Annotated in this window: 29 protein-coding genes; 27 read left to right on the top strand and 2 right to left on the bottom strand. The window is 55.5% G+C overall.

Annotation, left to right across the window (positions count from 1 at the left end):
- Nucleotides 1-2 precede the first annotated feature (2 nt).
- Nucleotides 3-686: a hypothetical protein gene (locus tag Q0835_RS03390; RefSeq protein ID WP_298958409.1), complete on the bottom strand. Its 684-nt coding sequence runs from the start codon at nucleotides 684-686 to the stop codon at nucleotides 3-5.
- A 312-nt stretch (nucleotides 687-998) separates the two neighbouring features.
- Between Q0835_RS03390 and Q0835_RS03385 the strand changes: the two genes are divergently transcribed.
- On the top strand, nucleotides 999-1,298 hold the full coding sequence (locus Q0835_RS03385; protein WP_298958407.1) for a hypothetical protein: 300 nt from the start codon (nucleotides 999-1,001) through the stop codon (nucleotides 1,296-1,298).
- A gap of 2 nt (nucleotides 1,299-1,300) precedes the next feature.
- Here Q0835_RS03385 and Q0835_RS03380 read toward each other — a convergent pair whose 3' ends face one another.
- Nucleotides 1,301-2,143, bottom strand: a complete 843-nt coding sequence (locus tag Q0835_RS03380; RefSeq protein ID WP_298958405.1) for a pentapeptide repeat-containing protein — start codon at nucleotides 2,141-2,143, stop codon at nucleotides 1,301-1,303.
- 308 nt (nucleotides 2,144-2,451) lie between these two features.
- On the opposite strand from Q0835_RS03380, the gene Q0835_RS03375 reads away from it, so the two are divergent.
- The 26 genes from Q0835_RS03375 (at nucleotide 2,452) to Q0835_RS03255 (ending at nucleotide 23,365) form a co-directional block, all read left to right on the top strand.
- The gene (locus Q0835_RS03375) at nucleotides 2,452-2,721 is read left to right on the top strand and encodes a hypothetical protein (protein WP_298958404.1); all 270 of its coding nucleotides are present in this window, start codon (nucleotides 2,452-2,454) and stop codon (nucleotides 2,719-2,721) included.
- Nucleotides 2,718-3,665: a helix-turn-helix domain-containing protein gene (locus tag Q0835_RS03370; protein WP_298958403.1), complete on the top strand. Its 948-nt coding sequence runs from the start codon at nucleotides 2,718-2,720 to the stop codon at nucleotides 3,663-3,665. The genes Q0835_RS03375 and Q0835_RS03370 overlap by 4 nt, the downstream gene beginning before the upstream one ends.
- On the top strand, nucleotides 3,662-4,264 hold the full coding sequence (locus Q0835_RS03365; protein ID WP_298958401.1) for a hypothetical protein: 603 nt from the start codon (nucleotides 3,662-3,664) through the stop codon (nucleotides 4,262-4,264). Before Q0835_RS03370 ends, Q0835_RS03365 begins: the two co-directional genes overlap by 4 nt.
- Nucleotides 4,265-4,301: 37 nt before the next feature.
- Complete coding sequence (locus tag Q0835_RS03360) at nucleotides 4,302-4,877, top strand: transcription termination/antitermination NusG family protein (protein ID WP_298958399.1); 576 nt, start codon at nucleotides 4,302-4,304, stop codon at nucleotides 4,875-4,877.
- Between the two features lie 317 nt (nucleotides 4,878-5,194).
- Nucleotides 5,195-5,701: a hypothetical protein gene (locus Q0835_RS03355; protein WP_298958397.1), complete on the top strand. Its 507-nt coding sequence runs from the start codon at nucleotides 5,195-5,197 to the stop codon at nucleotides 5,699-5,701.
- Nucleotides 5,702-5,778: 77 nt separating this feature from the next.
- The gene (locus tag Q0835_RS03350; protein ID WP_298958395.1) at nucleotides 5,779-6,249 is read left to right on the top strand and encodes a hypothetical protein; all 471 of its coding nucleotides are present in this window, start codon (nucleotides 5,779-5,781) and stop codon (nucleotides 6,247-6,249) included.
- A gap of 106 nt (nucleotides 6,250-6,355) precedes the next feature.
- Nucleotides 6,356-6,685, top strand: coding sequence for an HNH endonuclease signature motif containing protein (locus tag Q0835_RS30330; protein WP_366142319.1), 330 nt, complete (start codon nucleotides 6,356-6,358; stop codon nucleotides 6,683-6,685).
- 49 nt (nucleotides 6,686-6,734) lie between these two features.
- Nucleotides 6,735-7,202 (top strand): helix-turn-helix domain-containing protein, encoded by a 468-nt coding sequence (locus Q0835_RS03340; RefSeq protein ID WP_298958392.1) that lies wholly within the window; start codon nucleotides 6,735-6,737, stop codon nucleotides 7,200-7,202.
- On the top strand, nucleotides 7,199-8,920 hold the full coding sequence (locus tag Q0835_RS03335; protein ID WP_298958390.1) for a terminase large subunit: 1,722 nt from the start codon (nucleotides 7,199-7,201) through the stop codon (nucleotides 8,918-8,920). The genes Q0835_RS03340 and Q0835_RS03335 overlap by 4 nt, the downstream gene beginning before the upstream one ends.
- A 77-nt stretch (nucleotides 8,921-8,997) precedes the next feature.
- Nucleotides 8,998-10,206, top strand: coding sequence for a phage portal protein (locus tag Q0835_RS03330; RefSeq protein ID WP_298958387.1), 1,209 nt, complete (start codon nucleotides 8,998-9,000; stop codon nucleotides 10,204-10,206).
- Nucleotides 10,193-11,047 carry a head maturation protease, ClpP-related gene (locus Q0835_RS03325; RefSeq protein ID WP_298958385.1) on the top strand — a complete coding sequence of 285 codons (855 nt, stop codon included), beginning with the start codon at nucleotides 10,193-10,195 and terminating at the stop codon, nucleotides 11,045-11,047. The genes Q0835_RS03330 and Q0835_RS03325 overlap by 14 nt, the downstream gene beginning before the upstream one ends.
- A 13-nt stretch (nucleotides 11,048-11,060) precedes the next feature.
- The gene (locus Q0835_RS03320) at nucleotides 11,061-12,299 is read left to right on the top strand and encodes a phage major capsid protein (RefSeq protein WP_298958383.1); all 1,239 of its coding nucleotides are present in this window, start codon (nucleotides 11,061-11,063) and stop codon (nucleotides 12,297-12,299) included.
- A gap of 59 nt (nucleotides 12,300-12,358) precedes the next feature.
- The gene (locus Q0835_RS03315) at nucleotides 12,359-12,511 is read left to right on the top strand and encodes a hypothetical protein (RefSeq protein WP_298958381.1); all 153 of its coding nucleotides are present in this window, start codon (nucleotides 12,359-12,361) and stop codon (nucleotides 12,509-12,511) included.
- 9 nt (nucleotides 12,512-12,520) lie between these two features.
- Nucleotides 12,521-13,111, top strand: a complete 591-nt coding sequence (locus Q0835_RS03310; RefSeq protein WP_298958379.1) for a head-tail connector protein — start codon at nucleotides 12,521-12,523, stop codon at nucleotides 13,109-13,111.
- Nucleotides 13,111-13,443: a phage head closure protein gene (locus Q0835_RS03305; protein ID WP_298958377.1), complete on the top strand. Its 333-nt coding sequence runs from the start codon at nucleotides 13,111-13,113 to the stop codon at nucleotides 13,441-13,443. The genes Q0835_RS03310 and Q0835_RS03305 overlap by 1 nt, the downstream gene beginning before the upstream one ends.
- Entirely contained in the window at nucleotides 13,443-13,922 is a 480-nt protein-coding gene (locus Q0835_RS30325; protein WP_366142318.1) for an HK97-gp10 family putative phage morphogenesis protein, read from the top strand. The genes Q0835_RS03305 and Q0835_RS30325 overlap by 1 nt, the downstream gene beginning before the upstream one ends.
- Entirely contained in the window at nucleotides 13,919-14,326 is a 408-nt protein-coding gene (locus Q0835_RS03300; RefSeq protein WP_298958375.1) for a DUF3168 domain-containing protein, read from the top strand. The genes Q0835_RS30325 and Q0835_RS03300 overlap by 4 nt, the downstream gene beginning before the upstream one ends.
- A gap of 3 nt (nucleotides 14,327-14,329) precedes the next feature.
- Complete coding sequence (locus Q0835_RS03295; RefSeq protein WP_298958373.1) at nucleotides 14,330-14,755, top strand: phage tail tube protein; 426 nt, start codon at nucleotides 14,330-14,332, stop codon at nucleotides 14,753-14,755.
- The gene (locus Q0835_RS03290) at nucleotides 14,752-15,078 is read left to right on the top strand and encodes a hypothetical protein (protein ID WP_298958371.1); all 327 of its coding nucleotides are present in this window, start codon (nucleotides 14,752-14,754) and stop codon (nucleotides 15,076-15,078) included. Before Q0835_RS03295 ends, Q0835_RS03290 begins: the two co-directional genes overlap by 4 nt.
- Before the next feature lie 59 nt (nucleotides 15,079-15,137).
- Complete coding sequence (locus tag Q0835_RS03285) at nucleotides 15,138-15,275, top strand: hypothetical protein (RefSeq protein WP_298958369.1); 138 nt, start codon at nucleotides 15,138-15,140, stop codon at nucleotides 15,273-15,275.
- Nucleotides 15,268-16,899, top strand: a complete 1,632-nt coding sequence (locus Q0835_RS03280; RefSeq protein ID WP_298958367.1) for a hypothetical protein — start codon at nucleotides 15,268-15,270, stop codon at nucleotides 16,897-16,899. Before Q0835_RS03285 ends, Q0835_RS03280 begins: the two co-directional genes overlap by 8 nt.
- Nucleotides 16,899-17,591, top strand: coding sequence for a hypothetical protein (locus Q0835_RS03275; RefSeq protein ID WP_298958365.1), 693 nt, complete (start codon nucleotides 16,899-16,901; stop codon nucleotides 17,589-17,591). The genes Q0835_RS03280 and Q0835_RS03275 overlap by 1 nt, the downstream gene beginning before the upstream one ends.
- Nucleotides 17,592-17,602: 11 nt before the next feature.
- Nucleotides 17,603-18,193 (top strand): hypothetical protein, encoded by a 591-nt coding sequence (locus Q0835_RS03270; RefSeq protein WP_298958363.1) that lies wholly within the window; start codon nucleotides 17,603-17,605, stop codon nucleotides 18,191-18,193.
- Complete coding sequence (locus Q0835_RS03265; protein ID WP_298958361.1) at nucleotides 18,193-18,573, top strand: hypothetical protein; 381 nt, start codon at nucleotides 18,193-18,195, stop codon at nucleotides 18,571-18,573. Before Q0835_RS03270 ends, Q0835_RS03265 begins: the two co-directional genes overlap by 1 nt.
- 1 nt (nucleotide 18,574) lies before the next feature.
- Nucleotides 18,575-20,464 (top strand): hypothetical protein, encoded by a 1,890-nt coding sequence (locus Q0835_RS03260; RefSeq protein ID WP_298958359.1) that lies wholly within the window; start codon nucleotides 18,575-18,577, stop codon nucleotides 20,462-20,464.
- Nucleotides 20,465-20,521: 57 nt separating this feature from the next.
- Nucleotides 20,522-23,365 (top strand): hypothetical protein, encoded by a 2,844-nt coding sequence (locus tag Q0835_RS03255; protein ID WP_298958357.1) that lies wholly within the window; start codon nucleotides 20,522-20,524, stop codon nucleotides 23,363-23,365.
- The last annotated feature ends 50 nt before the right edge of the window (nucleotides 23,366-23,415 follow it).

Genomic DNA, 23,415 nt, shown 5'->3' with positions numbered 1-23,415 from the left:
TGTTACTCCATGTAGTCGGTGAGTTCCGCTATCCGAGTTTGCCGCGGAAGAATAAACGTCTCATAGACGTTTTTCGACGCGGTGAAGCAAGTCGAATACAGGTTAAGAAACTTGGGCGCTTCTGTGCCTGGCAAAACCTGAGCAGCGCGGCGGCTTTTGGCGGTGTCACTGAAATTGGGCTCCCTACAATATTCCGACACCTCATTCCAACAAGACTCGACCTCTCGGAAGCAATCGAAGTCCATTTCTTCGTCGATGTTTTTTCCAGTAATTCTTACGGACCAAAGGTCTGCGAACGTCTGCGGTTTCTCGCTTTCTCCGGGATTGGCAAACTGTCTCAACTCCGCTCCGCATCTAAGCAGGTCTTCAGATACCAAATAGCCAAGCCTTATTTCTCTGCTCAGCCTGTCAAGTTCCGGCGTGACAAGTGCCTCACGCTGCAGCTTGTTTGCTTGCCTCATGAAGATAATTGCACCCGCTGCTGCACAGGCGGCGGCCCAGCCACTGAGCGCTCCGATCCAACTTCGAACACATTGCGTGCAGGTCTCGCCTGCGGGCAGAGGGACAGCCGAGCCGCACAACGCAGTCAAAGACGCAGTGACTACTGCTATCAAGGTAACGAGTGCAATAGAGGTGCTGATCACGGATTCGCGATTCCTAGCTACCCAATCCAGAATGACATTCATCCAGTTGTCCCCCGTTCCGGGCACAACTTGACGAAATTCCCGAACAAGCGCAAGATGATGGGGTTCACGCAAAAACAGCGTGGATCGGGGGTGGAAGCCCGACTGTCCAAAGGCGCTCGACGCGCCACGGTCCTTTCGGGGCGCGTTTTTTCGTGCGCGTTCCCATATAGGAGCGTGTGCGCTCCTATGGTCGGGCGTATAGGGGCACCTTCGGGTGCGCCGGTTACCTTTGGGCCGGTCTTCCAACCCCGTGCGTCCGGCCACCAGGGTGGAAGCTGTTGGCCGGGTCTAAGAACCCAAAGGAGACCGGCCATGTCCACGACAGGCGAGGGGAGACGTGCACCAGCACAACCCCGCGACACCCCCGAAAAATCCGATGATCCCTTTTCGCTCGTTTTAAAACTGCAGAGCGAGCACTACACCGCCGAGGGGTTGACCTTTGCCCTCTCAAGCGTCATCGACATTTTAAGCGACACCCCCGGCATCAGCCCGCACCCGGCCTTGCTCGCCGCCGACGCCCTGATCGACGCTCTCAGAACCGCCAACACACGGCACAGGGCCACCCTGGAACAGCTCGAAATGTGCCGCTTCGGCACGGGGAGGGCGGCGTGATGTTAGTCAGAAGCCGATGGCAGCGTTTCTGGTACAAGCGAGTGAACCGTGACGCCCGGAGGGGTCGAAGGCCAGCGCAAGTCCGGTCGATCTCGATAGACCCTTTTGTGAAAAGTGTCCCAGAGTTCGTCTCTTTCTCGCGTGGCAACCAATCTGACAATCTCATGTGTTTCAGCTGTTGGAGGTTGGTCCCTAAACGCCCAAATTCTGAATATTGTGTTTTCGTCAAATTTGGTTTGAGAAAGACTTGCGTCGGAGAGATTTACGTACTGGAGGTGCGCGCCGGAAAGATTTGCGAACCAGAGCGACACAGAAAACAGATCGGCACTAATAAGTTTTGCCTGGCTCAAGTTGGCGGAGGACAAGTCCGAAAACGCCAGCTTGGTATGTGCAAGCGTCGCACCCCTAAGGTTTGCAGACCTGAGGTGTGCCCAGGTGATCGTAGCTCTGGAAAGATCTGCGCCGGACAAATTGGCATTGTTTGCGTTGGATTTGGAGAGGTCTGCACTCACAAGGTTCGCACCGGACAAATTGGCGCCTTCAAGGTTTGCACCAGACAAGTTGACCCCCTGCAAAAAAACCTGACCACCGTTGGCACTTGCAGACATGTCGATACCTTGCAGCGGAGTGCGCTCCTTCCAACACCTCAGGCCAAACAAATAGACAATAGCGTCAGGAAAGCAGCCATACTGGCTATTCAGATATTCGAGCGCTTCGCGTTTGCCGCTGTTACCGGGTGCGGGGGTTGTTGCCAGTTGCCAGGAGCGGGCAATGCGCTCCTCCTGACGTTCACGAAGTTCGTATATGAACAAACCAGCGGCAAAAATGAGACTAATCAGTCCCACGGTTTCCAGTCCGACAACAAACCAAGAAAATCGAAGTCGTTTAACACCACGGCGAAGAGGTCCAATTTTCTTTTCTTCTTGACGGCGATCTTCCTGCAAAGCCTCGACAAAGGCATCTTTAAAAGAAGTTTCTGGCGGCAATTTGGGCACGGGGCGCCGTGCGAGGCGTTGGCGGATCGGTGGGTGGCTTACACTCGGGCGCATCAACTCAAAATCCCAAAAATATCAAACAACAGAGAAATAAAACCAGAGCGTGCGGCGACGTTCAACCGGTATGCAGGTGCGCAATGGGCGAAGGGGAGGGCTGCATGAGCGATTTTGCCTTGGATTGGGCCATCCTTCAGAACATCAAAAGCGGCCGTGCGCGCGACGTCCTGTTGACGCTGGCCGAGGCGCATTCGGACGGCGGTTTGTGCCTGCCGACAGCCGAAGTCGGCCGCAGGGCAGGGATGAACCACTATGCGACCGTTACCGCCCTCTGGGACTTGCGCGATGCCGGGCTGATCCACGCGGAAGGCATCGGCGGGCTGATGTCCGTCGAGCTGGGCTGCGATTTCCAGTTGGAGGGCGTTGAATGAGCTTTGGACGGCAACGCTTTTCCATCATTCCGGCGCAGGCGGTGACAGACCGCCGCCTGCAGCCGCGTGACCTGCAGGTGCTGTGCCTGCTTGGCCGGCACACAGATAACAACGGCTGGTGCTGCCGCAGCCAGGTGAAGATGGCTAAAGAGCTGATCTGCGACCGGCGAACGGTGCAGAGGTCATTGGAGCGGCTATATGAGTCCGGCTATCTGGAATACCGGGTCAATGAGCGCTCGTCCGGTGCTTCTGCGGCGCATGATTACCGCGTGGTGATCGACCCGGCAGAGCCGGACTGCCAGCGCGGTTTTGAGGACGACATGGAGGCCGAAAATGAGGCTGAAAATGCACCTTCCGAGCCTGTGGATATCCGTGAAACGCCCCTGCGCAAAGATGCGCACCCCTGCGGCACCCATGCCGCACCCCCTGCGGCACCCATGCCGCAGGCCCTGCGCACCCATGGATGCGCACCAATGTTAACGACCCAAGATAAACGATATGATGATGATGATGACTTGCGTGCAGGCGCGCGAGAGGGTGTTTCACGGAAAAACGATCCATCGATAAAACCCGTTGCAAGACCCAATCTGCTGGAACGTGGAAAGCGTGTTTGCGAAGCGATGGGAATCGCCTTTGACGATCCCGGATGGAAAGGCGATTTCACGGTTCTGGTGACCTGGGATGCGCAAGGCTTCGATTTTGAGCTGGATGTGTTGCCCGTTATTGCCGACATCAGCCGACGGCGCAACCAGCTTTCGCAAGGGCCGGTTTCTTCGCTGAACTACTTCACCGGCGAAATCCGCAAGGCGCAAAAGCGCCGGTTGGCACCACCGCCCGACCTGGCAACCGACACGCAGCTGACGCGGCCTTCGAACTTCTACCTTGAGCAAAAGCTGAACATTGAAGCTGCCATCGACAAGGCTTTCCCGGAGGATGATGCATGACCATTTCGCCCGTGAAATCGCAGTTTATCAAGCCGCTTTTGGCGGTGTTCCGAAATACGCCCGGCGCTGATGACAACGGGTATTTCAAGCTGCTTGCCGAGAAGCTGGCCCGTTACGACCCGGTTGACCTGGCTGCGGCCTCGGACAAGTTGGCCACTACTGCGACCAAGCAAACCTGGCCGCTGCTCAAGGACTGTATCGCAGCCTGTGAGGAAGCGCGCGCCAAACGGCTGGCAGAGGAAACCGGCAAAACCAACATACCCGTGCCGACTGAAGCAGGGCGCATGCCCGAAGCAGCGGCACTGCGGGTGTTGGCGGCCAACGCACCGGAAGTGGCGCTGAGTGCCTGCGATGGTGACTGGATCGTGTGTCTCCTGGAATTCGTGCAAGAGCACAAGCGTGTTCCGGCAGGGCGCGAGATTGACGATTGCAGAGCGCAGAAATCCAGAACCGATACCAACATTGAGGACCATTGCGCCCGTGCCGGTGGTGGCTCTGTTGATGCGCTGTTGTCCCGCATGATCGACGGTATCCACGCCAAGCGCGAACGCATCAAGGCCGAAATGAAAGCGCTGCTCAGCCAGCCAACCGATCACTGACGAACGCACGAAACCCCATCACGGAAAGGCAGGCGGAATGAGCGCTGAGAAGAAAAAGCTGAATACGGAAGTCGAGCTTTTGAAGGCGCTGGTGCGCAGTTATCCACTGCTGTGGTGTGTCGTCTTTGCCAATCCGAAGTGTGAGCGGCGGGCTTTCATGGGGTTGATGGAAGCAGGCGTGATTGCGCATTTGCCGGAAGAAAGCTTTGAGCGCAAGCAGCCGAGATCCAAAAAGAAGTTCACTGTTCGCAAGCCGATATTCACCCGGTATTTGTTCGCCGGCATTGATCCGGCCAACGGTCAGGATTGGTCAAAAGTACAGGCGTGTGACGGCGTGGAAGGTATTGTTTCCCTTGATGGAACAGGGCGTCCTTACCTGATCGATCGTCTCGACATGGTGTCGTTGATTGACCGGCTCAACACAGGTGAGCGTATTGCCGACGGTTCGTTCATTCAGGTCGGTAAGGTGCTGCAATTGGTGAAGGGGCCGTTCTCTGGTTTTGATGTGCGCGTGACGGCCTATGAGGCGGCATCAGAAACGTTTCGTGGTGAAGTTTCAGTCTTTGGAAGGTCAACACCTCTGACGGCCTCTGTTGACGATCTGGGCCGCTAAGCGTATCTCTGTTTGCAGGACGATTCGTCGAAGCTTTCGGACCTGATGCTGGCGCAAGGCCAGACGCGAATAGGCGACCGAAGCGATGGACCCAGCCAACTGAAACACCGGATAGGTGGCGTTGGTGCGATGGGTTTCTATGGCGCAAGCGCCGATATCAATTCAAATGCGGCTCGCAGTGATGCGGGCCTTTTTCGTGTCTGGATGGATGGGCACTCAACCTCTTGTTCAACCCAAACGGGATTTTGCTTTACTTTACGTCAAATAGGTTTTTACATGAGTGTGTAGCTTAGAAAATGCACTTATGGGGGGTGATGATGATTAGGCTGTTGTCTACATTAGTTGCTGCGTCGTTTTGTTCATCGGCGCTGGCGCAACCTGAAGATCCTCGAGATGAAAAAATCAAGGAGCTGGAAAAGCGCGTTGAGGCACTGGAACAACGGCCGGAAGCGGTGCCTGGAAGTGGTCATCATTCAGCGATGGTACAGTTCGAGCAGGATATAAGAGTCGTGTGCGGAGATGCTCCCGCGGCATTGTGGTCAGCAAAGAACGGTGAGGGCGAGATCAGGTTTGCGAATATCCTCACAAGTACCATCGATCCCGGTCAAGGTAGTCGCGGTACCTATCGAGTTTGCAATTGGTCCGCAACAGAGCATGCGGTAATTGTGCAGGATCCGGGAAACAGCAAGTTAGAGTTCGATCTTAGAATAAGGTCTTGTGTAGATGTAGCTAACACAATTCATATTTTAGCTCGGGCCAGGGCAACAGACCAGGTCAATGGCAAAGAACGCACGGCCTACGGCTTCTATTGCCGGATCGATTGAAATGGCAAAAATTGCTGGACCTATTTCTTGTATTCCGAAAAATTGGAGACATAGAAGGTGTTTGGCGGAGTATAACTATGTTTAAAGTTCTTTTCGTTGTCTTCATGACTGTAACCTTGCAAGCAGCTTTGGCTCAAGAGACGCACACATTGAGAGACGTTGACGATTGCACAGCGATTGCTGAGCAATACGTAGATAAGCCATCGAATGAAAGCAAAAGGGATCTTTTTGAATGCATAACGAACGGTCCTAATGCCAAATGGGCGCATTTTCCAGTTGGTGTTGAAGACAATAGTGGTTCGGCGTCTGAAACCGAATTGATGGCCAAAGACAATTCCTCTCGTTCGCAAGAGAGCACCGAGAACGAAACAGTTCATGTCAAAACAAACGACGCACCTAAGAAGGCGGAAGTACAGTACATTCTGAGCTGCTATGATGCCGTCAATGATAGAAATCTTGATGTTCTAACAAAGGATTGGGTTACATTTGCACCTTCACTGGTTGAAGGAAATACACTACCCGGCGTTCCATCATCGCCTGCAGACTGACAGAGCTGACACCTCAAACGCTAGTCCGTCTTACAGTTTATTGTTGCAAGGTTCTACTTTTTGTCCAGCCCGCAGAGATGCGGGCCTTTTTCGTGTCTGGATCTCAATGCCGCTTAAGATGATAAAGCCGCAAACGAAGGCGATCAGAGGACGGATCAAGCCGCCAATCAAGCTGGTAGATCCATTCTACCAATCGCCAGACTGGCGGTCCTTTGCATCGGACATCAAGCGACAGCGTGGTTTCAAGTGTGAGAAGTGTGGCGGCCAGTTCAGTCGTCGTCGTGACAAGCTCATCGCTGACCACATTATTGAACGCAAAGACGGCGGCTCTGATTTCGATCCGCTGAACATCCGGTGTCTTTGCATCTACTGCCACAATCGCAAGACCGCCAAAGCCCGCGCCGAGCGTGAGGGGGTGGGGGTATCAAAAGTCTGACAGGACGCCGAGCCGGGACCGGTGAGGTATCTCATTCGGAGATTTTTTTTTGGCGAGCTTTGAATTTGATCTGCTTGGCGACCCGATCCCGGAAGGGCGAGGGAAGCGCGGGCGGCCAGAGCATATACCGACTGAGGAAAAGCGTAGGCTTATCATAGTCTTGTTGGCGTTTGACTGGTCTATGGAGAAGATCGCGGCTGCATTGAACTGCACGCCGCCGACTTTGCGCAAACATTATTTTCGGGAACTGAAGCACAGGGAAGAAGCCCGCGCAAGGGTGGAGGCCAAGCTTTTGGGCAAGCTCATGGCGGGTGCTGAAGAAGGCAAGGACGGGGCAATCGAAAAATTGTTCAAGCGTCTGGAAAAAGGTGATCAAAAGCAGTTGGCCGACCGGGTTGCAAATCGTGGTTCAGTCTCTTCAGCGCCGAAGCTGGGCAAGAAGGAAGCCCGGAAAAAGGCAGCTGGTGAAGTGACCGGTAAGTTCGCGCCACCGGCTGCGCCGGAGTTGCTGAATTGATCGCCTGGTCGACAGCCTGCACTGATTGGGAACAACGGATTGTTGAAGGCCGCTCCCTGATCGCCTTTGACCCGTTGTTTCCGTCCGAAGCAGAATCGGCTCTGGAAGTTTTCAAGTCGCTCGTTGTTGCGGACATTCCCTGGATTCGAGATCAGGACGGTGAGTTGCGTCCGCAGACTTTTGCCGACTGCTGCGATCAGTGGGTGTTCGATTTCGTCACCGCCATATTCGGGGCGTACGACGCCAAGAATGCGAAACGGCTGATCACTGAGTTCTTCCTGCTGATCTCGAAAAAGAATGCCAAGTCCACCATAGCAGCCGGAATTATGGTAACGGCCCTGATCCGCAATTGGCGGCATTCCAATGAACTGCTTTTGCTGGCGCCAACGATCGAGGTGGCGAACAACTCGTTCATTCCTGCTCGCGACATGGTGAAAAACGACCCGGAGCTTGAGGCCATCCTCAAGGTGCAGGAGCATAGCCGGACCATTACCCACGAAGTCACGGGCGCGGTGCTTAAGATCGTCGCCGCTGACAGTGAAACGGTTTCCGGCAAGAAAGCCGGGTTCATTCTGGTTGATGAGGTGTGGCTCTTCGGCAAGAAGGCGAACGCCGCGAAGATGCTTCAGGAAGCGCTCGGCGGAATGTCGGCCAGGCCGGAAGGATTCGCGGTCTTCCTGACGACGCATTCGGACGAACCGCCAGCCGGGGTGATGAAAACCAAGCTCGACTATTTTCGAGACGTTCGCGACGGGGAAATCGTCGATCCGCGCCGCTTGGGTGTTCTCTATGAATTCCCGCCGAAAATGCTTGAGGCGAAAGCTTTCCTTGATCCCGAAAACTTCTACATCACCAATCCGAACATCGACCGTTCCGTCCAGCGCGACTGGCTTGAAGACAAATTGCAGGAAGCGCAGCGCGGCGGCGAGGGGGAGGATCTGCAAACCTTCCTTGCCAAGCATCTGAACGTTGAAATCGGCACACGCTTGCGTCGTGATCGTTGGGCGGGCGCCGATGCGTGGGACAGCGCTGCGGACCCGATCCTTGCCGATCTTGATGAGATGCTGACCCGTGCGGAAGTGGTTACAGCCGGGATTGACGGCGGCGGTCTGGACGATCTTTTGGGCCTCGGCCTGATCGGCCGCGAGAGGGAAACCAAGCGCTGGATGCTCTGGATCATGGGCTGCTGTCATGAAAAGGCATTGGAACGGCGCAAGGAAATCGCGCCCGCCCTTCTCGGGTTTCAGGAGCGGGAAGAGCTGATCATCTGCAAGTCGGGTGAAGAGGACATCATTGCTGTTGCCGACGTGATCGAGAAGGTTTGGGGGCTTGGGCTTTTCCCTGAAAAGAACGCGATCGGACTGGACCCGGTTGGCGTCGCAGCGATCATGGATGAACTGATGTCGCGCGACCTACCTGACGACATGCTGGTTGGCGTGCCGCAAGGTTACAAGCTTTCAGGGGTGACCAAGGGGATGGCCCGCAAGGTCGATGATGGGTCGTTCGTGCATGGCGGTACCGGTCTGATGGCCTGGTGTGTTGGAAACGCAAAGACCGAAAAGCGCGGAAACGCAGATTACGTCACCAAGCAGGCGTCCGGCTCGATGAAAATCGATCCGCTCATTGCGGCCTTCAACGCCTTTGACCTTATGAGCCGTCACCCGGAAGCGGCCGGAGGTCCTTCTGTCTATGAAGAACGCGGGATTTTGCTGGCTTAATGGCTTCCATACTCGATCTTTTTCGGTCTGCGCCCACACAGACGCGGACAGAACCTTCTCTTGTCTCCGGCGAGGACGTGGCACTCTCCCAAGTGGCTGCCATGGCCGGAGAGGTTGCCGAGTTCTATGATCTCAAAGACCCGCGCTTTCTTGAATTCGTTCGCAGTGGAGGCGGTGGTCTGACGGAGTCCGGTGTTACAGTCACTGTGGATCAGGCGCTCAAGAACACGACGGTTTTCCGGTGTGTATGCCTGATCAGTTTTGCGATTGGCATGCTGCCGTTGCACCTTCGGCTCAAGGACAGCAAAGAAAAGGCGACTGAGCACTCAGCGTTTCAGGTTCTCCACCGTCGGCCAAATGCCTGGCAGACCGCCTTCGAGTTTCGGAGCCTCATGCAGCAACGAGCGCTGACGCATGGCAATTCCTATGCCCGTATCGTTCGATCAGGAAATCGAATTGTTCAGTTGGTGCCGTTCGATCCGGCCCGAACGACCATCAAGCAGAATTCGGATTGGTCGCTTGAATATCGATACCGTCGACCCGAAGGCGGTGAAACCGTCTTGGCGGCCAAGGACGTTTTTCACCTTCGGTTCGGTTTGTCGGAAAACGGCTATGAAGGGTTGTCGCTTGTTAACAAAGCGGCCGAGGCAATCGGCCTCGCGATCCAGACAGAGAAAGCAGCCGCGCGGCTGTTTCGCAACGGTGTGATTGCTGGCGGCGTTCTATCCATGAAAAAGCGCTTGTCTGATGAAGCCTATGACAGGTTGAAAACAAGCCTTGAAGAACGGCGCGGTGCTGCCAATGCGCACCGTGACATGATCCTTGAAGAGGACATGGACTACAAGGATGGCTCACAGTCCGGGCGGGACAACCAGCACCTTGAAACCCGCAAGCATCAGATTGAAGAGGTCGCAAGGCCGTTCGGCGTGCCGCGTCCGCTACTTGCCGTTGACGATACTTCGTGGGGGTCTGGCGTTGATGTGCTCGGGCAGCTGTTTGTCCGCTATGGCTTGAACCCATGGTTCACTGCTTGGGAGCAGGCCATAGAACGCGACATCTTGACGGACGCAGAGGCCGACACGCTTGAGGCCAAATTCAATGCAGGCGCGTTGTTGCGCGGTTCGATGAAGGACCAAGCCGAGTTTTTCGCCAAAGCCCTGGGGTCTGGCGGCCATCAGCCTTGGATGAATTCCGACGAAATCCGGGATCTGAGCGATTTGCCGCCAGGCGTTGATCTTCCACCCGCACCGGGCCAAAGCACAGGAGCACAAAATGAGCCTTCTTGATCTTCCTGACGTCCGGGCTTTTCAGCGGCCAACCTGGCTTGCCTTTGAGGCGCCACAGCAGAGCGTTGAACAGTTTGACCCGTCCATGGTTGCGGCGGAATCCGAAGACGATACGGTTATCGCGCTTTACGGTCAGATTGGCGTCGATCCTTTTTCGTCAGTCGACAATTCGGAGCGCCGTATTTCGAGGGCGCTTCGCGCAATTGGCAATAAGGACATTTCAGTTAACATCAATTCGCCAGGGGGAAACTTCTTTTCAGGTTTGGCGATTTACAACCTGCTTCGCATGCATCCGGCGAAAGTCACCGTCAATGTGATCGGTATGGCGGGATCGGCGGCGTCCGTTGTTGCAATGGCCGGGGATGAAATCCTAATGGCAGATGGTGCGCAGATCATGGTGCACAATGGCTCAGGCGTCATTGTTGGCAACAAGTTCGATACGGCCGAGGCCACCGAAATCCTGACCGAAATTGACGCCGGAATGGCAGAAATCTATGCAGCCCGTGCCGGGGTGGAAGTTTCCGAGGCGGCAGCTTGGATGGATCGCGGCAAGGGGTCGGGAACCTTTTTCAATGTCAGCCGCGCGCTCGAAAAAGGTCTGGCGACGGGCAAGATGGATAGAGCCGCCGTTGTTGCCTGCGCTGAAGAACCCAAGCCCGCGCCAGCGGAACGCGTTCTTGAAAACGCTCTGATCACCGGGTGCAACATGTCACCCAAAGAGGCGAAAGCCTACGTTTCCAATTTTAAGGCCGGTACGCGAGATGCTTCGGCTGACGTCACGCGAGATGCTGACACCATACGCGAAGCCATTCAGGCGCTCCGCGAGACCATAGCCTCCTAGAAGGAAGACGAACATGAAACACATTGTACCGGCGCGGCTTTCCGCGCGGGGCCTCATTGCTGTGCGCGCTGATGCGACTGGTGATGTTGCCAAACTGATCACAGCGCTCAATCAGGACTTTTCCGATTTCAAGGCAACGCTTGAAGAAAAAGACAAAGAGCTTGCGAAGAAATTTGACGACGTCGTCACAACGGAAAAGCTTGACCGGATCAATGCCAGCGTTGGCGATCTTCAGTCCGCTGTCGACAAGGTCAATGCTCAGATTGCCGCCTTTGAAATGGGTGGTCTTGGCGGCGCAACGAAGCCTGTCGATGCTGAGTACACCGATGCGTTTTCCGCGCATTTCCGGTCTGGTGACATTCAGGCTTCGTTGAACAAAGGAACGGCTTCTGAAGGTGGATACCTTGCTCCGGTCGAATGGGACCGGACGATTACTGACAAGCTCGTTGAAGTTTCGCCGATGCGCCAAGTCGCAACCGTTCAACGGATTTCCGGCACGACTTTTAGCAAGCTTTTCAACCTGCGCGGGACCGCTTCAGGCTGGGTCGGTGAAACGACGGCACGAGGCGAGACAGCCGGACCGACCTTCGGTGAAATGCAGTTCCCGACCGGTGAGATCTATGCCAATCCGGCAGCAACTCAGCAGATCCTTGACGATGGGGAAGTCAATGTTGAGGCTTGGCTTGCTGGTGAAGTTGAAACAGAGTTCGCTGTTCAGGAAGGCGCAGCCTTCATTGCGGGTGATGGGACAAACAAACCTTACGGCTTCCTGACCTTTGCAACCGGTGCAGCGAACGCGGCAAGAAACCCATTAGGATCAATCGAAGTCCAGGCTCTGGCCGGACTTGCGGCGATTACGTCCGACGAAATTGTCGAGCTGGTTTATCTGCTGCCATCTGCCTATACGCAAAACGCACGTTTTGCGATGAACCGGACCACGCAAGGCGAAGTGCGGAAGCTTAAGGATGGTCAAGGCAATTACCTCTGGCAGCCGACCTTTGTGGCTGGTCAGCCAGCGACACTTGCCGGTTATCCGGTCAGTGAAATGGCCGATATGCCGGACATGGCAACGGGAGCGATACCAATTGCATTCGGAGACTTCCGTCGCGGTTATCTGATCGTCGATCGTGCCGGCATCCGTGTTCTGCGCGATCCCTACACCAACAAGCCATACGTGATGTTCTACACAACCAAGCGTGTTGGCGGCGGTGTCGTTGATCCGCAGGCGATCAAGGTTGCGCGCAACGCGTAAGCCTTACTGGGCAAACTGTGGAAGCGCGTCACTGCGCTTCCATTCATTGGAGAAAGATCATGACAGCAGCAACGAAAACCAATCAACCGGCGAAATCAGGAAACGCACCTGAAACGAAGGCGGAAAAGAAGCCGGATCGTAAACCCCGCTACACCGAAAAAGAACTTAAGCAGCGCGGCATGGATGTGACCGTGTTCGGTTACAAAAAGTAATAAGTTCTCATGCTGAAACCAAAACGGATAACGGCGCCTGCTGAGGCGCCGGTTTCGGTTGCGGAGGCGAAGGCCCATCTTCGTGTCGATTCCAGTGATGAGGATGTCTTAATCCTCTCATTGCTGAACGCAGCGGTCGAAAAATTCGACGGGCGGACAGGTCTGCTTGGGCGCTGCCTGGTGACGCAGACCTGGTCAGTCAAGCAATCTTCGTTTCAAGGACATCGCGCAATCCGGTTGCCGTTTCCAGATGTCGACGCCGCCAGTGTCGTGCTCAAATATTTCGACGTGGACAATGTTGAACAAACATACGCCTCTGCAAATTATTCAGTGCATGAAGATGAGGTCGGCGGGTTCGTTCTTAGGAACTCTGATGTCATTTGGCCAACTGTTTATGACCGGCCCGACGCAGTTTCGGTCGAGTTCGCGGCGGGCTTTGGAGCTGCCGATGATGTGCCTTCCGGGATTAAGGCCGCCATTCTTTTGACTGTCGGTCATCTCTATGAGCATCGCGAAGATGTCACGATGTCCGGGAAGGGCGGCATGCTACCTGCTGGCGCGCAAAGCCTGATTGCGCCCTATCAGATGATGAGGATCTGATGCGGATCGGCCAGCGCAGAAAACGCGTGACGTTTCAGGCGGCGGTGGAAGTGTCGGACGGTGGCGGTGGGTTTGAGGTGACCTGGGGCGATGATGTGACTGTCTGGGGTGCGTTCTTTCCTGAATTTGGGCGTGAAAAGGTGCAAGGCGGGCGGATTGAGGCACCGGTCGGAGGTACTTTGAATGTGCGCTATTCGTCCGATGTCACCGGTTTTGCGTCTGATGCGCGGGTGCTGATTGACGGTGAGCCTTACAACATCCGGTCGGTCACAAATCCCGATCAGCGGAAAAAAGATCTTGAATTCGTGATCGAGCGCGGGGTCGCAACCTGATGGCTGACGGTGTCGAGATCAAGATCCGAAACCTAGATCTAATGCTTAGAAAGTTGAAGCGGGTAGCGCCGAATGCAGATCAGGAGCTTGATGCTGCTCTTGAGAAATCTGCAAATGAGTACGTCGGGTTGGTTAAGCCAGCTCTCCCTTTCAAATCAGGTCAGCTTCGTGACTCTGTCCGCGCTGAACGCGTTTCAGGTTTCGCGCGCTTCGACAACGTAAAAACCAAAGGCGGAAAGTCAGCAAAATCTGTTCGTCGATATGGGCAAAGGCGAACGGTTACGGAAACAAGGTTGGTGTCCGCTGAGGTCTCGTATGGGATCTGGGCGGCTTTCCATTGGACTTTCCAGGAATTTGGAACAATTCATCAAGCAGCTAGACCGGTCTTCTTTCCGATCTATCGTCTGTTGAGGAAGCGAATAAAGGGGCGCGCTAACCGTGCGCTTCGCAAGGCGGTCAAGGACGCTTTGAAGTCGTGACAAGTTACGTCTGGCCGCTGCAGCAGGCGGTATATGCCGCGCTTGTGGCCGCTGCGCTTCCTCATGTGGTGCGGATTGTCGATCATCGGATCGAGCGACCGAAGTCAAACGATTTCCCGTATGTGCAGATCGGTGAAGACGGACAGTCGCTTCAAGATGACGTCAGCTGCGCGGATGGTTCGCAGGAAATCCTGAACCTGCACACGTGGTCGCGGTCGCGTGGGCAGAAGCAAATCAAAGAGATTATGGGCGCTATTCACGACGCTCTCCACAATACGGCGCTGACCGTTCCCGGTCTGGTGTCGTGTCACGTGTTCGTTGAAAGCGGACGCATTCTGGACGATCCGGACGGGAAAACCCGGCACGGCGTCACAACCCTTCGGATCTATTGTCGAGAGGCTTGAACAATGGCTAGCAAAGGTCGTTTGCTGCTCCTGAAAATCGGAGATGGTGCGACGCCAACGGAAGCGTTCACCAATGGCTGCGGGTTCCGTGCCCGCAATTTCACGATCAACAACAACGTCGTGGACACCACGAAGCCGGACTGTGCATCTCCCGGAGATACGGTCAGGTATTCAGGCGAATACGGTATTCAAACCCTGACGTTTTCGGGTTCCGGTGAAAGCTCGGATGACACGCAGAACAAACGGTTGATGAATGCCGCCCGAGAGCAAACCGACCTGAACCAGCAGGTGGTCGTTCCCGGCTGGGGCACGTTTGAAGGTGCGACGTTGATCGGTAGCTTTGAATTCTCAGGTGAAGCCGAAGGCACAATGGAGTTTTCCTGCGACATCACCATGACTGGCGCCATTACGTTCACGGCTGAAACATGAGGAAGCCGAACAAATCACGCGGTGAAGTCGGCGTGACGGTGGCGGGTGAGAAACTGATCTTGTGCGCCACCATGGAAAACCTTGATCGGCTTGAGCAAGAAACAGACGGCCTAAGCCTGGTGGAGTTGTCGCGGGCGCTTCAGCTCATGAAATTGTCTGTCGTCAAGGCCGGACTAATTGCGCTTTGCGTTGAAGGTGACGCCGAGGCGGCCTGGTACAAGCAGGTTGGTGTGAAGGATCACTACCCAGTCCGTGATGCGATTTCTCAAGCCTTGTTGCCTGACCCGGAGGGAAACGCCGAACCCGGGGCGGAGAGCCGCTAAAGCGGTTTCCGCTCCGGGATTGGTTGGAGCGTTGCCCGGCGATCGGTTGGACGCCGGACGTGTTCTGGAAAGCCTCGCTCGTTGATTTCCTGAGATGTGTTGAAGGCTTCAACAAGATGCACGACACCGAATTGCGACGCGGGTTCTCTGACGAAGAACGTCAAGAGGTCGAAAAGTTGAAAGCGAAGTATGGCTGACAACACTGAAAAGCTGGTTCTCTTGTTGGAGGCGCAGAACAAGGATGTTTTGCGCAAGCTCAATCAAATGGAGCGCCAGTCCAGAAAGAGCTTCGGTTCGCTTGAAAAGCACGCGAAGGGGTTTCGCGGCGAAATGCATAAAGCGACCGGAGCCGTGAAAGGCTTCGTTTCGGCCTTTGCTGGCGGCCTTTTGGCAGGCGGCTTTGCCGGTCTTGCAGCTGGCGCTGCACAAGCTGCCGAGAGCATTGCCTCTATCGGTGACGCCGCACAGAGGGCAGGGTTGGATGTCAGGTCCTTTCAGGAGCTGGGTTATGTGGCCGAGCAGAACCGGATACCGGTTGATGCGCTTACCGACGGCATGAAAGAGCTCAACCTTCGGGCTGATGAGTTCGTTGTTACGGGAAAGGGTCCTGCTGCAGAGGCGTTTCAGCGTCTCGGGTTCACGGCCAATGAACTCAAAGAAGCATTGAAAAACCCTTCTGAACTGCTGATCGACATCATTGCGCGGCTGCAAGAACTGGACACTGCGGCTCAGATCCGTGTTGCTGATGAGTTGTTCGGCGGCACAGCAGGAGAACGATTTGTCGAATTGCTTGATCTAGGTGCGGATGGCATCCGTGACATGATCAGCGAGGCGCATGAATTTGGCTTCGTCATGGACGAAGAAATGATCCAAAAGGCCGCCGACGTTGACCGTGAATTCAAAGCGCTTGCCAAAACTATTTCAACAAATGTCAAAGGCGCGCTTGTCTCTGCGGCAGATGAGCTTTCCTATATGCTGAAGCTGCTCGACAGTGTCGAAAATCGCCAGGAAGGTGCGATCAGGAGGCAGATTGCTGAGAAGCAACAAGCACTGATCGACGCAGAGGGCAAAACGCTTTTTGGATTTGGTTCGGAAACGTTTCAGGCAAATATTCAAGCGGACATAGACCGACTGCAAAAAGAGCTGTTGCGTCGTCAAATCGATCGCGGGCCAACCGTTGTCCCAACTCGGGATACTTTCTTGAGATCAAATCGCAGTGGGGGCGGTGGCGATGGTGGCGGCTCTGGTGAGGATTCGACCCGAACCAAGCAGGTGCGTGATTATACCCGTAGCCTCGAAGATGCCAACAAGACACAACGAGATCTGAATAGCACGACAAGTAGCTTTCAGAGCGTTGCTTCGAGCGCTTTCGGCGTGATCACCAGTCAGATTAACACCGGCAATGCTGCCCTTGACCGTTTTCTTTCAACGCTGATCGAAACCGGTGCGCAGGCCGCCTTTTTGGGCCAGGGTCCGCTTGCTGGCCTGTTCGGCGGTGGGGGCGGGGGTCTGCTAGGTGGTGTTGGAAAGCTGTTTGGCGGGTTCTTTGCCGATGGTGGTCATCTGGGCGCGGGCAAATACGGGATTGCCGGTGAAGCCGGGCCGGAGCTAATCAAAGGGCCGGCTAATGTCGTGCCGATGTCAAAGGCTGGCGGGTCGACAACAACCATCGTCAAGGTGGTGCCGTCCGACATGTTTGACGTCATCGTCGACGGCAAGGCTCAGCAAGCGGCGGCAACCGGGTACGCCATGGCTGCGAATGACATGTCGCGAAACTTCTCTTCCTACCAGCAGCGCAATCAAGTGAACAAGGGTACCTGATGACGCTGACGACGTATCTTGATTGGCCGCGTTGTCTTCTGCCAGCGCGGCATTTCGATCGTGGTCTGACGCCGCAATCGGCAGGCGGCAATCAGCTGTCCCTTTCAGGCCGGTTGAACAATGGCGGCGTTCCGGGATTCGGAATCTGGAAGCCGCGGTTCCTGGAAACGCCGGTGCACCGGTACCGTGACAGTTTCATTGCCATTGAAGGCCAGGTGCTTGGCCGGGCGCTGCCGATCATGGTGCCGTACTATCACAACGGGTTCTATCCCAAGGCGTCGGAGCCGGAAGACGTCCCGTTTTCTGATGATGCGACGTTTTCCGACGGCTCGGAGTGGCTGTCATCCGGTACGCATGTGGTTGTCAAAACCTTTGCTGCTGCCGGAACTGCACAGTTGACGGTTACCAAAATTGCGTGCGGGACAATCCAGACCGGTCACGTGTTTTCCATTGGCCTGCATCAGTATCAGGTTCGATCGGTTGTCGATGACCAGACAGACAGTGAAGCCACGTTCCTGATTGCGCCGGAGTTGCGCACCGATGTTTTGCCGCGTGATGAAGTCGATTTCGTCTTTCCGGCCGTGAAGTGCCGGTTGATTGACCCGTCTGTCTTGTCGGTGTCTTGGCAGTTCAATCAATGGGCTTTCCCTACAATCGAATTCATTGAAGACACGTCCCCAACGATCAGCTGACGGCAAGTCTCATGGGTATCTACAACGAAGATCAGATTGCAGTCTTGGCCACGCAGAAAGCACGTGCAGCGCGTGCCTGGGAGGTCAGGTTTGCCAGTGAAACGCTCTTCATCTGGAACGGCAATGTCGATCGCAAACTGCATGACAGCAACACCTATCAGGGTTTGCGTGGCCAGTTGACAGCGCCGGATTTCTCATTCTCGGGCAAGGCGGAAAACGAAACCGGATTGTTTCAGATCCGGGGCCTGCCCGGCGAGATCGAGGAAATGATCTGGGATGAAAAGGCGGAAGTGTTCGGGCGCTATATCATCGAGCATTTCATGTTGCTGACTGCTGATGACCTGACCCTGGTTGGTCCGGCCGTGCTTTCACAGATTTACGTGATGCGCGGCGTTCAGTCCGATCAAGAGGGCGCAACGGCAAGTGGTCAGCCGAACTACACGTTGAACCTGATGGTGGAAAGCCTCTTCAGCCAGCGATCGGAGGCCGGGTTCGGACGTTATACGCAGGCTGACCAAAATGGCCGTTATCCGTCATCGAATGACAAGATGTTCAACTATGTGCCAATCCTGGCGCGCGGCAAGACAATTCAGCTGGTGTGATGACAGCGCTTGACGATTATTTCGCGCAAGCAGCCCCTTGCGACTATGTCCGTAATGACTGCTGCGCTTTTCCGGGTGGCTGGGTTTGGGCGCAAACGGGAATTGATCCCGTTGCGGAATGGCGCGGGCGGTACCAGTCCGAATCCGAAGCGCTGGCCTTTGTCGAAGACTGCGGCGGGGTTCCGCAAATCATGGACAAGGGATTGAAGCGCGCAGGCATGAAACGCACGCGTGCGCCGCGCGAGGGCGATGTCGGGTGTGTCGCAATTGATGGTGTTGCCGTCGGCGCGATCATGAAAAGCGGTCTTTGGTGGGTGCTCGGACCGCAAGGTAAATTCCCTGTGCGCAGCGCGCGCCTTTTGAGAGCCTGGACTTTCTAGAATGCCTCCTGTTGTTGCTGCTGTCGGCGCCTTTGTCGGGGGTCTTTCTGCTGCGGCCGGTGTCGGCGGTGCGCTGTCGCTTGCCGGGTTGGCGGCAGGCGGGGCTTATGCGACCGGTGCCTCGATCGGCTTTGCTATTGGCGGGTTCATTACGGCGATTGGTGGTGTCGGCACCTTGGTGTCGCTCGGGTTGGGTGTTGCCTCCCTGGCCTTCGGGCGTACGTCTCAGCCAAGTGTTGCGCCTGCGGCGCTGCCGTCATCCCAGACACAGATTTCGCGCGCTGCCGTTGGATACCGGCGCAAGGGCTGGGGCAAGTTGCGCGGTGGCGGTCATCTGTTGGCGCAGCTTGTGAAAGCCAATACGACAGTCTTTCCAGGGCAGAGTGGCAACAACATGTCGATGGTTGTTGCTGTTGCAGATGGGCCGATCAACGCCATAACCAACTGGTACATTGACGGATCGGAAGTCGAAGTTGACGGCAGCCTGAATGTCACCACGGCGCAATTCTCCGGCAAGGCGCAGTTTGCTTTTAGACTTGGTACAGACAGCCAGGCGGCGTTTTCAGAGCTGACAAGTGAGTTTCCAGACGAAATAGACACCGACTGGCGGGGGCTGGGGACCGCGATGATTTTGGCGCGGTTTCTGTGCGATAACAACACGTTCAACATGATCCCGAACGGCATTCGGACTGAAATCAGTGCGGTGGCCGAATATTCAACAGTCTATGATCCGCGCGATGCCTCAACCGCTTATTCGGCCAACGCGGCGCTGGTGATCCGCGATCAGTTAACCGCAGGGCCGCTAGAGAACGGGCACAACATCCCTGTCGAGTTCATCGACGACGACCACGAAACCTATGGGTTCAAGGCGCAGGCAAACCTTGCGGATGTTCAGGTCGATGGACCAGAAGCGACGATGCGAGCGCAGTGGGAACTGCACGGCTGGAACAATTACGGCGAGACGCCAGCGGCCGCGCTGCAGCGCATGTTTGAAAGCTGCGACGCGCGCCTGGTCCTGACGTCAAACGGGAAGATCGGCCTTGCGCTTGGCGGCTGGATCGAGCCGACAGTTACGTTGACCGGCGACCACATCACCAAACTCAAACGCACCGAAGGCAAGTACGAGGCCGATCAGGCCACGGTGATCAAAAGCCGGTACCTGTCGCCAGCGCATGGTTACATCGAGCAAGACGCGATCGAGTATGAGCACGCAAATTTTGCGGAGTTGGGCCGAAAGGTTAAGTCGCTCGATTTCATCATGGCCGCAGATCACGGCCAGTGCCGGCACCTGCAAAAGATCGGTGCGGGCCGGATCAACACGCCGACCAGCCTGGAAGTGCGTACGAATATTTACGGTCTTGCGATCCTCGGTGAACGCTACATCAACGTGCGCTATGGCGACATAGACAGCAGTTTTGAAATTGTTGGCGATCCTGTCATGACCTTCGATCAGGAAGGGGTTGTTAATGGTGTTGAGTTCGCCGCAATCGCTCTGACGCAGGCCGAAGTCACCTATGACGAAACGACGGAAGGTGTAGCGCCGCCTGAAGTACAGCCTGACCCGGACAATGATTTGACGCCGGACGCGCCGACGCTTGCGGTCACTGTTGTTGAGCCGCCTGGGGGATCAAGTGGTGTACCTATTGCAACATGTTCGATCTCAGGTCAGTCGAACGCAAATTATCACGTCGTTCGCTATCGGGTGGACAATGAAGATACTCCGCAAACCTACGGGAACTATGCCTATGCGACCCTGGAGCCTGGTGTTTCAGCGATTGATATCACGCTTGTTGAAGCAACAAAGTATCAGTTTCAGGCCAAAGCCGTGACGGCCTCAGGGTTGCAATCGCCGTATGAGCCAGACCCGCCGATCGAGCGCACGACCAGCTAGCTAATATTCAAACGACCAGTCAGCCGTCCGTACGGCGGCTTTTTAATGGAGATCCAAATGACATTGGACCCCGACGTCTTCCTGCGTGATCATGTTGTACAGGGTGACCCGAATACGGATGCGCATAAGCCCTTCAAGGCTTCATTGCGTCAAACGCTGAAGGTGCTTGGGCGGCTTAGCGCGGGAAACACCATCAATGTTGCTACGCTTGCAGAACTGACTGCGGTCGCCGGGTCGACAAATGGTCAGGGTGGCGTTGTTTGGGGCGATGCGTCGGCGACGAGCAATGGTGTTTATGCATGGGATGCAGATGGTTCGCCGGCAAAGTGGGTCAAGCTTGCTGGCTTGCCTCATACTGCAGCCGTTCTGACCAACATCGGCGGCACTGCCAATGCGATCACAGCGGATACTGAAACTGGGGTTGATCCTGCTGAAGTGCAGCTGCTGATCCTGCCCGATCCGCCTGGAACTAACACTGCGGCAGCGGTAACTCTACAGCTCAATGGCGGTGCCGTTGAGAGCGTGAAAGCTACGTCGGGGACAGATCTTGCCGTTGGGGATATCGTGGCGGGTGTCGGCGCAGTCTTCTTTCGGTTCGGGTCAGAGTGGCGGCAGCTTGTCTCCTCGCGAACCGGAGCCACATTCGATCATCAGGGAGATTATGCGGCCGGCACAACATACACCGAAGGTCAGGTCGTATCGGGGTCTGATGATGCCTGGTACCAGTTGAAAGTTGCATCTGCGACAGGTGATGACCCTGTTTCGGGCGGGTCTGGCGATTGGCTGAAAGTCTTTGACGGGGTGCCGGATGGGGCCATCACGTTCGATAAACTGTCGAGCACAGCCTATGACTTTCTGGAGGCATTTTCTGTCACGACAGGGACCGCTGCGGCGACCAATGATAGCAATCTAGCATCCCTGGAAAGCGGCCTGCCAAATCGGTTGATCGACGGCGGCAAGAAATCCTATCCGGTTACGGCAGCCCGTACAGCATCCATTTATCGGAACCTGTTTTGGCGCATCGCAGATTATGACGACGGCTTGACCGTTGATGTTCCTGCTCCTGAAACGATCCGCGTCAATACGATCCGATTGACGGCAGACAGGTTCTATTCCTCTTGGCCACAAGACAAGCTTTTCCCGTGGAAACCGAAAGGGCCGACAAACACGAACGCGGCTGAAGTTTTGTTTGCACCTTGGAATGAATCTGGCGGTCACGGTAACGCGGCAACTCATACGGTCCACATGCGCGGTACAGCCATGCGGATGGGGCCGGAGCGGGAGCACCTGTTTCAGCGCACAAGTGCTGGAGGTTCTTCATGGTCTGCTGGTGAAGTGTATGGTCAAGAGCTAATTATCGAGCGTGAAAAGGACAGCTCAAACGTCACGCAAGATCATCACCTCATGGGCAGGCGCATCTGGGAAAACCGTATTTCTCAGGGGCTGCTTATCTCCACGACCGCCGGTAGCGATGTCGTTGATATAGAGTTTACAGGAGCGAATGACGGCGACCGTCACGGCATGAAGGCTGGAGACAAATTCATTATTGCGGGCGCGTCACCGTCATCTGTAGGCGGTCTTTCTTTTTCCGGCACTTACACTGTGGCAAGCGTCATCAATAGTGCAAAGGTGAGGCTGTCTCATCCTGGCGGCAACGCCTCAAGCACTGAAATTGCCGCCGCTGTGACGACGACAAGGTTTCGTTTCGTGGAGGATGAGTTCTCCGAGATCCTCGTTGACGGCGGTGCTGGCGCGGTTTCCCTGGGGGACGCGCTGGCGGATTACGATGCGGTCAATTGGCCTAACCAAGCGACGGAGTTTCATTCCTTCGGCAAGGTTCAGGACAACGATCATATTTATGTCGGCATCCATGGTGGGTCCGGCAATGCATCCGGGGCCTGGCTCGTCAAAATAGAAGATGTGCTTGCTGATGCAATTATCGCGGACCTGATCCAGCTATCCTCTAATGTGGACTATGTTGAGCCAACGATCTTTCACGTCGATGCGAATGGGGACATTTACGGTGCGATACGGCATCAGAGCAATTCAACCGCACTGAAGCTGTTCCACTATGACGCATCCGAGGATGCCGTCACGACGCACGACTTTTCTGATACCGACTTCGCGGTCAAGTGTGTGATGTCCGGTGACTATTATGACGGCAAGCTGGTTGCCTGTGTGAATGGTACGCGTGGGGACACGGATACTGATCCCGCTGGCAATGTGGGTGCCTATATCCTGATCTGGGATACACTGGCCGACTTCATTGCCAATGGATTTACCAACGTTCGTGCGGTTGAGTTTGCGAAACATCATTGGGTCGCGGATACGTTCGCAGGCACGGATACAAGCGCGGTCGGGGTCGGCTCCTGCTGCGTTCTTGGAAACGGTGTCATCGCGGTATTGGCGTCGTCAGAAAACCCTGGAACGCTTTTGGACGAAGATGGTGAGCCGGATATTTACTTGCACCTGATTTATGACCTGCTGGAAAACCACAACGACCCGATTTCGCTTGGTCCTTGGTCGCCGGAGTATGTGAATCCGCCTGAGAAGGAAACGCGGTTCATCGAAGTATCATGGCGCTGCAGCTCTACCGGAACTGTTGTTCCGCGTAATGACGGAGGGTCGCAGAGACATCAGGTTTACACCCCTGTGCAGTCAAAGCAAGGGACCGGCCACTATCGTTACACGTTTCAGGATCAGGATGGAAATACAATAGACTACGGCACGGACGAGCCCGAAATACTGATCACCGTCTGGGAAACGCCGGGGATCGCAAGAACTTCTGCGGTCGAGAACAATGTCTTTGATATTCGGACATACGACCTTGCTGGGGCTGATGCTGACAAACAACACACCGTTGCGATGCGTATACCGGTGGTCTGGTCAACGATCTATTGACCAGACTGATACTTTCAGATCAGCATTCCTGCCCGTCCTGAGACAGAATT

Source organism: uncultured Roseibium sp. (genome assembly GCF_947499295.1).
Taxonomy (GTDB): domain Bacteria; phylum Pseudomonadota; class Alphaproteobacteria; order Rhizobiales; family Stappiaceae; genus Roseibium.
This window is presented reverse-complemented; position numbering and strand designations above follow the sequence as displayed.

What these genes read in the sequence shown, in the direction of transcription:
- Q0835_RS03260 (WP_298958359.1), top strand. Translation starts at nt 18,575, where the DNA reads ATGCCTCCTGTTGTTGCTGCTGTCGGCGCCTTTGTCGGGGGTCTTTCT.
- Q0835_RS03385 (WP_298958407.1), top strand. Translation starts at nt 999, where the DNA reads ATGTCCACGACAGGCGAGGGGAGACGTGCACCAGCACAACCCCGCGAC.
- Q0835_RS03375 (WP_298958404.1), top strand. Translation starts at nt 2,452, where the DNA reads ATGAGCGATTTTGCCTTGGATTGGGCCATCCTTCAGAACATCAAAAGC.
- Q0835_RS03255 (WP_298958357.1), top strand. Translation starts at nt 20,522, where the DNA reads ATGACATTGGACCCCGACGTCTTCCTGCGTGATCATGTTGTACAGGGT.
- Q0835_RS30330 (WP_366142319.1), top strand. Translation starts at nt 6,356, where the DNA reads ATGCCGCTTAAGATGATAAAGCCGCAAACGAAGGCGATCAGAGGACGG.
- Q0835_RS03295 (WP_298958373.1), top strand. Translation starts at nt 14,330, where the DNA reads ATGGCTAGCAAAGGTCGTTTGCTGCTCCTGAAAATCGGAGATGGTGCG.
- Q0835_RS03275 (WP_298958365.1), top strand. Translation starts at nt 16,899, where the DNA reads ATGACGCTGACGACGTATCTTGATTGGCCGCGTTGTCTTCTGCCAGCG.
- Q0835_RS03390 (WP_298958409.1), bottom strand. Translation starts at nt 686, where the DNA reads ATGAATGTCATTCTGGATTGGGTAGCTAGGAATCGCGAATCCGTGATC.
- Q0835_RS03325 (WP_298958385.1), top strand. Translation starts at nt 10,193, where the DNA reads ATGAGCCTTCTTGATCTTCCTGACGTCCGGGCTTTTCAGCGGCCAACC.
- Q0835_RS03365 (WP_298958401.1), top strand. Translation starts at nt 3,662, where the DNA reads ATGACCATTTCGCCCGTGAAATCGCAGTTTATCAAGCCGCTTTTGGCG.
- Q0835_RS03370 (WP_298958403.1), top strand. Translation starts at nt 2,718, where the DNA reads ATGAGCTTTGGACGGCAACGCTTTTCCATCATTCCGGCGCAGGCGGTG.
- Q0835_RS03355 (WP_298958397.1), top strand. Translation starts at nt 5,195, where the DNA reads ATGATTAGGCTGTTGTCTACATTAGTTGCTGCGTCGTTTTGTTCATCG.
- Q0835_RS03315 (WP_298958381.1), top strand. Translation starts at nt 12,359, where the DNA reads ATGACAGCAGCAACGAAAACCAATCAACCGGCGAAATCAGGAAACGCA.
- Q0835_RS03280 (WP_298958367.1), top strand. Translation starts at nt 15,268, where the DNA reads ATGGCTGACAACACTGAAAAGCTGGTTCTCTTGTTGGAGGCGCAGAAC.
- Q0835_RS03270 (WP_298958363.1), top strand. Translation starts at nt 17,603, where the DNA reads ATGGGTATCTACAACGAAGATCAGATTGCAGTCTTGGCCACGCAGAAA.
- Q0835_RS30325 (WP_366142318.1), top strand. Translation starts at nt 13,443, where the DNA reads ATGGCTGACGGTGTCGAGATCAAGATCCGAAACCTAGATCTAATGCTT.
- Q0835_RS03360 (WP_298958399.1), top strand. Translation starts at nt 4,302, where the DNA reads ATGAGCGCTGAGAAGAAAAAGCTGAATACGGAAGTCGAGCTTTTGAAG.
- Q0835_RS03350 (WP_298958395.1), top strand. Translation starts at nt 5,779, where the DNA reads ATGTTTAAAGTTCTTTTCGTTGTCTTCATGACTGTAACCTTGCAAGCA.
- Q0835_RS03265 (WP_298958361.1), top strand. Translation starts at nt 18,193, where the DNA reads ATGACAGCGCTTGACGATTATTTCGCGCAAGCAGCCCCTTGCGACTAT.
- Q0835_RS03305 (WP_298958377.1), top strand. Translation starts at nt 13,111, where the DNA reads ATGCGGATCGGCCAGCGCAGAAAACGCGTGACGTTTCAGGCGGCGGTG.
- Q0835_RS03320 (WP_298958383.1), top strand. Translation starts at nt 11,061, where the DNA reads ATGAAACACATTGTACCGGCGCGGCTTTCCGCGCGGGGCCTCATTGCT.
- Q0835_RS03310 (WP_298958379.1), top strand. Translation starts at nt 12,521, where the DNA reads ATGCTGAAACCAAAACGGATAACGGCGCCTGCTGAGGCGCCGGTTTCG.
- Q0835_RS03290 (WP_298958371.1), top strand. Translation starts at nt 14,752, where the DNA reads ATGAGGAAGCCGAACAAATCACGCGGTGAAGTCGGCGTGACGGTGGCG.